This window comes from Streptomyces sp., from assembly GCF_050698815.1.
In the GTDB taxonomy this organism is placed as follows: domain Bacteria; phylum Actinomycetota; class Actinomycetes; order Streptomycetales; family Streptomycetaceae; genus Streptomyces.
Genome location: NZ_JBOHCV010000347.1, coordinates 1 through 6250 on the forward strand (window position 1 = coordinate 1; position 6250 = coordinate 6250).

Sequence of the window (6250 nt, forward strand, 5' to 3'; positions counted from 1 at the left end):
CGCCGCCTACACCCTGCCTCTGGCAGTCAGCTCCATGCTGGCCGTGGCCTGGGGCATCCACCGAGCGGTCGAACGTCCTCTGAGCAGGTGGATGCGACGCACGATGGACGCCCAGGCGGTCCTCAAGCATATGCGCGAAGAGTCCAGGCAACCGCGCTAACCGCGAGCCGTATTACCGGAGTTCTTTTCGGGCTTGCGGGCCAGCAGGCAGGCGTGCGGTCTGTTCGCCCGTCCGCCGGGCTCCTGCTCCAGCCTCGCGGTGACGACGAGTCCGGCCTGCTCCAGCAGGCCGATCACGCGGTTCAGGGGCAGGAGGTACGACTCGTAGGACACGGGATGACCATAGCCCTGGGTGGGCTGCAGCCGTTCATCGCCGACATAGTCTCCCCAGAGCAGGTAGCCGCCGGGCGCGAGCGTGCGGTGGAACTCGGCGAACACCGTCGGCAGCCACTGCGGGGGCGTGTGGTGGGTGGAGTACCAGGCCAGGGTGCCGCCGAGCTCGTCGTCCCTCATCTCCATCGCGGTCATCGAGCCCGCGGTGAACCGCAGGTTCGGATAGGCCTGCTGGGCCAGCCCGATCATCTTCGGTGACAGATCGACGCCGAAGGCGGACACTCCCAGCCCGGCCAGGTGCGCCGTCACGCGGCCGGGGCCGCATCCCAGGTCCGCGACCGGCCCCAGACCGGCCGTCCGCACGAGTTCGGCGAACCCAGCCAGCATCGCGCGTGACAGCGGATCCATCGCGGCTGGAGGCGGGACGCGTTCGACGTAATCGGCGCCGACCGTGTCGTACGACTCGCGAACGGCGGTCAGAAAGGATGGCTCAGCCATGCGGGCGACCCTAGACCAGAGAACTGACAGGCCGCGTCACGACCTTGAGTTGACCTGCGCGACATCCACCGCTGCATCACCGCGTGACCTCCCAGCGGCGCGAACCACGGCCCGCGCACCGTCCCGCATCCCGCCCTATCCGCAAGAGCCAAGCTCGCGCAAGTATTTCGGCGACAACCGAATCGTGGTTGCCGCTGCTCCTCGCGGTGCTAGCTTCACACCGAGAAAAGACGAAAGGGTGCCATGAAGAGTCATGTCGCCCACCTTCAGTCAAACAGAACTGAGCAACGTCAAGGACAATGCCTCGGTTCAGACTCAACGGGAGAACCAGTTCGTGAACAAGATCGGGAAGAAGGGCGCTAAGGCTGCGCTGGTTGCTGCGGCGTTGGGGGGAACCCTGATGGTTTCTATGATGCCGGCATCTGCTGCTATCGATTGGGATTACGGCCCTTACTATACGACGGATGCCAGCCCCAGAAGCGGTAAAGTGTATTTTGAGGAGTACGGAGACCGCGTCAAGATATGTGACACCGAGTCGGACAGTAACCACGTCGTGGTTCATGTTTCAGTGGGTCAGAGTACTTACAATCACGTGTACTCCACGATGGACGGGAAAAACGACGGAGACTGCAGTTATAGCTATGCCAGTGATAACAGCCAGGCTCATAATCTGCCGGAAAATCGGTGGATTGGGATCGAAATCTGCCGAGAAAGCAATTCCACTTACAGGGAAACCTACTGCTCTAGTCGGTATCGCATCTACAACGACCGCTAAGGCGCAGTAGAAGGCTGCTCTTGGAGCCCGACTCTCCCTGTCTGGTAGCGAAGAAGCCTCCGGTGATCGATTTGGTCATCGGGGGCTTCGCTATGCCAGTTTCTCTGAAGTCGCTGCGCCAGCCCAAGGGAACGCGTTCTTCGGTGATCAGCCAGGGACGGGCGCAGGTTCGTGAGGCTCGTGCGGGTGCCATTCGATGAGGAGGGTCGTGGCGTCGTCGGTGAGCCTTTGAGGCAGCCGCTCGTGGAGTCACTGTTCCGGCGGGAAGCGGTGCGCCACCTTGGAACCTGCGTTGGTGCCGCAGACGATGCGGTGGAGGGCATCGATGACCGGCTGTACGTCGTGTCCGGCCAGCCTGTCCAGGATGACGGAGTCGATGGCGTCGTCGATCTTCTTGATGTGCTCGCCAAGCGCCCGTGCTTCTGCGGTGAGTCGCAGGTGTACCACCCGGCGGTCGGACTGACCGCTCTCGCGCTCCACGAGCCCCTTCTTGACGAGGGAGTCCACAAGGCGACTGGGACTTCCCGTTTCGCAGACGATGTAGCGCCCGAGAGCCGCGAGCGTCAGTGGCTCCTGTTCCTCGAGCACGGTGATGACCTCGGCCTGGGCAGGCGTGAGGCCGATCTCCCGGAGAGCTTGAGCCAGTTGGCGGTTGCCCTCTCTCTGGGCGGCAAGCACGAGGAACCTCAACTCACTCACCTGGCGCTGCGTGCCGAAGGGCAGTGCACCGGGTTCGTCGCCTGCGGCCGCTCTCTTCGATGTCTCATACAGCATGTTTCGTCCCAATGTCAGGTGTTCGACGGCGAGGGTGCCATCTACGTTACGTGGTGCGTCATCAATGTTGCATCACGCTCTCACTTCCGGAGCGCTTAGTTCCGGTCTGACTACGCTGTGACGTTTTCGCGTGTCACATCATCAATGTTGCATCATTAACTACTTCTGGGTATGGTGATGCGACATCAATGATCCATCATCGAAACAGTGACGCGTGCTCGCTGCCCGTTGTTCCCGACGCCGCGGGCGCCTCCTGGCTCGCTCGCGGCGAAGCAGTCCGGGACCCCCGAGGAGCACCTCATGAAGCAACTCACGCAGTTGGCCGCCCGAAGGCCTAAAACCGTTATCGCGGCCTGGCTGCTGGTAGTGGCCCTGGCCGTCCCCTTCGCCCTTCAGCTCACCGGCGCGCTCAAGGCCGGGGGCTTCTCCAACCCGCGGTCCGCCTCCGTGGACGCACAGCACACGCTGGAGAAGGCCTTCAACGAGGCCCCCAACTCCCTGCTTGTCGTCCTGCACGACAAGGACGGTGCCGCGGAGAAGTCCGTCCCGGCTGCCAGGACCGCTGCTCAGCGCGATGGTGTCGCGCAGATCACGGACTACCGCACACACCCGGAGTGGCTGTCCGAGGACGGACGAACGACCTTCATCCAGGTCGGCTTCACCAGTGACAACACGACCGTGCAGAACCTCGTGCCGACGGTTCAGGACGACGTCGCCGAGAAGGCCGCCACCGGGGTACAGGTGGACGTGACGGGAGCCCCCGCCCTGGACTACTCCCTGAACATGAACTCCCAGGAGGACGCCGCCCGCGCCGAGATGATCGCCTTCCCGGTGCTGTTCGTCGTCCTGCTGCTGGTCTTCCGGTCGGTGGCCGCGATGATCGTGCCGCTGGCCCTGGCCGGCATCACACTGGTGATCACCCAGGCCATCGGGTTCGGTCTGGCCAACGTCACCGACGTCAACAACCTCTTCACCAATATCGTTTCCATGGTCGGCCTGGCAGTCGCCGTCGACTACTCGCTCTTCATCATCAAGCGGTTCCGGGAGGAACTCGACGACGGCCGGGCCGTGCCCGACGCGCTGGAACGGACCATGCGCACCGTCGGACACTCGGTGGTCTTCAGCGGGCTCGCCGTGGCCGTCGCGATGTCCGCGCTGTTCGTCCCCCGAGCCATGTCGTTCACCAGCATCGCGCTCGGCGGGCTGATCGTCACCGTCGTAGCCGTCGCCATGGCCACGACTCTGCTGCCGGCCATCCTCACGCTGCTCGGACACCGCATCAACTGGGGCACGCTGCGCCGCCGCCGCACCTCCGCCACCGCGAAGGCCTCGGCGCGCAAGCCCTCGGGCCTCATCCGCCGCCCCGGTCTCATCCTGGCCGCGCTCGTGGCCGCGTTCGCACCGCTGGCCTCGCCTGCCGCCCAGCTCACCTGGCAAGTCCCTGTCGCCAGCGCCACGATCCTGCCCTCCGACGACAGCGCCCGCGTCGGTATGGAGCGCATTCAGGACGACATCGGTCTGCGTGAGATGTTCCCCGTGCAGGTCGTCCTCACCGCGCCCGCAGGCCAGGACGACTCGCTGCTGAACGCCGCACGCAAGATCGCCGACCACGCCGACGGCGCCCCGGGCGCCGCCGAGGTCAACGCCGTCACCACCCTCGGTCTGCCCAAGTCGCAGCTCTCGAAGGCCCTTTCCACCGGCGGTGCCGGGCTGCCCGCGGAAGCCAAGAAGGCGCTCGGCCAACTCTGGGCGCCCGACGGCGACACCCTGGTCACCCGCGTCATGATCACCCCGTCCGCCGATCCCGACTCCGCCTCCTCCCACCACCTGGTGAGCGATCTGCGGGACGAACTCCCCACGGTCACCGGTGACGGAGTCACCGCCCAGCTCGCCGGCGCCACAGTCGTCGGCGGCGACTTCGACCAACTCGTGATCGACTCCGTGCCGTGGGTGGTCGGAATCGTCGCCCTGCTCAGCCTGTTGATCCTGGTCTTCGCCTTCCGGTCGCTCTGGCTGCCGCTTCTCGCCCTGGCATTCAACGCCATGGTCGTCGCGGCCAGTCTCGGAGTCCTCGCCCTGGTCTCCGGCGACGCCGAACACACCATCAACAGCGTCACCCCGCTCATGCTCTTCGCCGTGATGTTCGGTCTGAGTATGGACTACATGGTGATCATGATCGCTCGCATGAAGGAACTGCACGCCGACGGGCTCTCGCACCGTGAAGCCGTCCTCGGCGGTCTCGCCCGTACCGCCGGGCTGGTCAACGGAGCCGCGGTCATCATGGTCGCCGTCTTCGCATCCTTCATGAGCGCCCAGATCAGCATCGTGAGGGAGCTGGGCCTCAGCCTCGCGGTCGCCGTGATTCTCGATGCCGTGGTCATCCGTCGGCTCGTCATGCCTGCCACTCTTCTGCTCGTCGGGGACCGTGTCTGGGGACGAAACCGCAGGAGCCGCGGCGAGGTCGGCACGACGCCTCCCGCGAACGGCGCCGTGGCGGCTGACGACGGGGAGCCGGTCGGCACGTCGGGTCAGCAGACCTTGGCTACGCGCTAGGAGGGCCGGATGTACTCGCAGAACTTCTCCCCGCATCAGATACACGGCGACGTGCTCGTCCTCTTCGAGGGGCAGCAGCGGCTGACGTGGCGCGCTCCGAACAAGGGGACGGCAGGTGTCTCCTCGCTGTGGCCCAACGCTGCCGAGCGCCAGAGCGTGGACCGTCACCTGTCCCGACAGGCACCGCTGCTGATCATCATCGACCGCGACATCAGTCCTGTCGCACTCCTCCCGGAGGAAGTGCCGAATCCCTCGGTAGCCGCCTTCACCGGAAATCCCGGCCAGGCCGCGTACACCACGTCGAAGGCCGGCCTCGCGGGGCTGGCTCTGACCGTCGCCCAGGAATACACGTCCTACAATGTAGGAACGGTCGTCGTGGCTCCAGGAGTGCTCGATACGGGTCTGGGCAGTGCGCTGCCGCCCGAGCACCAGCAGCGCCTTGCCGGGCGAAGCCTGTCGGACCAGCAAGGAAGCGGGCTCAAGACGGCCGAGACCATCGCGTACCTCAGCAGCCCCGCCGCACGCTCCATCAACGCGACGGTTGTCCACATAGACGGAGGGTTGAGGTATCCGTGAACGAACAGCGCGCCACTCGCCGCCTTCCCTTCCCCCCCGGATCAGGTTCATGACGTCCTGACAAGTCCTGCCGCCCTGCCGGACTGGAACCCCGCCATCCACACCCTGGCCGGAGTCGGGAATGCACACGTCGGCGTGACACAGGTGGTGTCGCCGGCTTCAGCCGGCGGCACCAACCATCAATCCATGACTGCCCGAAAGCGACCCCATCGATGGCCCGTATACCGCGCGACAGTAGTACTGCCGGCCTGTCCCTTCAGGGGGCAGCAGAGCTCATCAGCCGCAACGGCTGGTGTCAGGGCATGCCTTACCTCGGCCCACCCGAGGCCCCCAGAGCTGCTGGGCTCGTAGCAGCTGTGCGCTGGGCTTGCGACGGACACGCTGAGGCTGACTCTCCCACGACGAAACGGCTGTTGGCCCAGCTCCGTCAGAGGCTGGATCCGCACTGCACCGCGGCATTCTCGGACGTGGAGCTGCTCGCCGCCTGGAACGACGTACCCCTCCGCAAGCGCGGGGATGTCGTACAGCTGCTCCGGGGGTGCCGAGCCCCCTGGCTGCCGACGGTGTCGATCGCCGCCCCGGCTAGGGCGACGCACGCAATGCTGGTCGACTAGAAAAGGCATGCGGCGGCGGGTACGGCGGCCCGCGGTGCCGGCGGTCCGCCGCCGGGCCGGTCAGCTGCCGAGCGGCCCCGGCACGGACTGCTCGGCCCAGATGACCTTGCCGTCCTTGGTGTAGCGG

At 65.7% G+C, this 6250-nt stretch carries 6 protein-coding genes; 4 read left to right on the forward strand and 2 right to left on the reverse strand.

Annotated elements, in window-relative coordinates:
• Nucleotides 1–156: 156 nt before the first annotated feature.
• Nucleotides 157–831, reverse strand: coding sequence for a class I SAM-dependent methyltransferase (locus ACRDP3_RS12740; protein ID WP_431517017.1), 675 nt, complete (start codon nt 829–831; stop codon nt 157–159).
• A gap of 253 nt (nt 832–1084) precedes the next feature.
• Here ACRDP3_RS12740 and ACRDP3_RS12745 point away from each other — a divergent pair, with 253 nt between their 5' ends.
• The gene (locus tag ACRDP3_RS12745) at nt 1085–1606 is read left to right on the forward strand and encodes a hypothetical protein (protein ID WP_431517018.1); all 522 of its coding nucleotides are present in this window, start codon (nt 1085–1087) and stop codon (nt 1604–1606) included.
• A 249-nt stretch (nt 1607–1855) separates the two neighbouring features.
• On the opposite strand, the gene ACRDP3_RS12750 is transcribed toward ACRDP3_RS12745, so the two are convergent.
• A complete protein-coding gene (locus tag ACRDP3_RS12750) occupies nt 1856–2380 on the reverse strand; it encodes a MarR family winged helix-turn-helix transcriptional regulator (RefSeq protein ID WP_431517019.1) in 525 nt (174 codons plus the stop codon).
• Between the two features lie 300 nt (nt 2381–2680).
• Here ACRDP3_RS12750 and ACRDP3_RS12755 point away from each other — a divergent pair, with 300 nt between their 5' ends.
• The 3 genes from ACRDP3_RS12755 to ACRDP3_RS12765 all read left to right on the forward strand — a co-directional run bounded on the left by ACRDP3_RS12755 (nt 2681) and on the right by ACRDP3_RS12765 (nt 6123).
• Nucleotides 2681–4933: an MMPL family transporter gene (locus ACRDP3_RS12755; RefSeq protein WP_431517020.1), complete on the forward strand. Its 2253-nt coding sequence runs from the start codon at nt 2681–2683 to the stop codon at nt 4931–4933.
• A 9-nt stretch (nt 4934–4942) separates the two neighbouring features.
• Nucleotides 4943–5509: an SDR family oxidoreductase gene (locus tag ACRDP3_RS12760; protein WP_431517021.1), complete on the forward strand. Its 567-nt coding sequence runs from the start codon at nt 4943–4945 to the stop codon at nt 5507–5509.
• 212 nt (nt 5510–5721) lie between these two features.
• Nucleotides 5722–6123, forward strand: coding sequence for a DUF6197 family protein (locus ACRDP3_RS12765; protein ID WP_431517022.1), 402 nt, complete (start codon nt 5722–5724; stop codon nt 6121–6123).
• Nucleotides 6124–6250 lie beyond the last annotated feature (127 nt).